The 576-nt window shown below is 69.6% G+C and carries 1 protein-coding gene; it reads left to right on the top strand.

Going from position 1 to position 576, the window contains the following annotated elements; genetic code table 11:
- The coding region (locus K9U40_RS23280; RefSeq protein WP_282892442.1) for an MFS transporter at positions 1–576 on the top strand (576 nt) is incomplete at both ends.

Raw genomic sequence — 576 nt, 5'->3', positions numbered from 1 at the left:
GACCAAGGCCGAGGCGGGCTACATCGCCACCGGCGCGCTCATCAGCTCGGCCGTCGGCGGCTGGCTGGCCGGCATCCTGGCGGACCGATACGGCCGGGTGCGGATCCTGCAGCTGACGGTGCTGTGGTTCAGCTTCTTCACCTTCCTGAGCGGCTTCACCCAGTCGGCCGAACAGCTGTTCATCACCCGCATGCTGCAGGGGCTGGGCTTCGGCGGTGAATGGTCGGTGGGCTCGGTGCTGATCGCCGAGATGATCCGCGCCCGCCACCGCGGCAAGGCCGTGGGCCTGGTGCAGAGCAGCTGGGCCGTGGGCTGGGGCCTGTCGGCCATCGCCTTCTGGGCCGTCTATGCGCTGGTGGACCAGCAGTACGCCTGGCGCGTGCTGTTCTGGCTGGGCGCGCTGCCCGCGCTCTTCATCCTCTACATCCGCCGCAACATCAGCGAGCCGGCCGTCTTCCGCGAAACCCGCGCCGAACTGGCCCGCACGGGGCAGAGCGCCAGCTTCTGGCTGATCTTCAAGCCGGGCGTGCTGCGCATCACGGTGTTCGCGAGCCTGCTGGCCACCGGCATGCAGGG

It is taken from the genome of Xanthobacter autotrophicus, from assembly GCF_030015065.1.
Classification (GTDB): domain Bacteria; phylum Pseudomonadota; class Alphaproteobacteria; order Rhizobiales; family Xanthobacteraceae; genus Xanthobacter; species Xanthobacter autotrophicus_D.
This window is presented reverse-complemented; position numbering and strand designations above follow the sequence as displayed.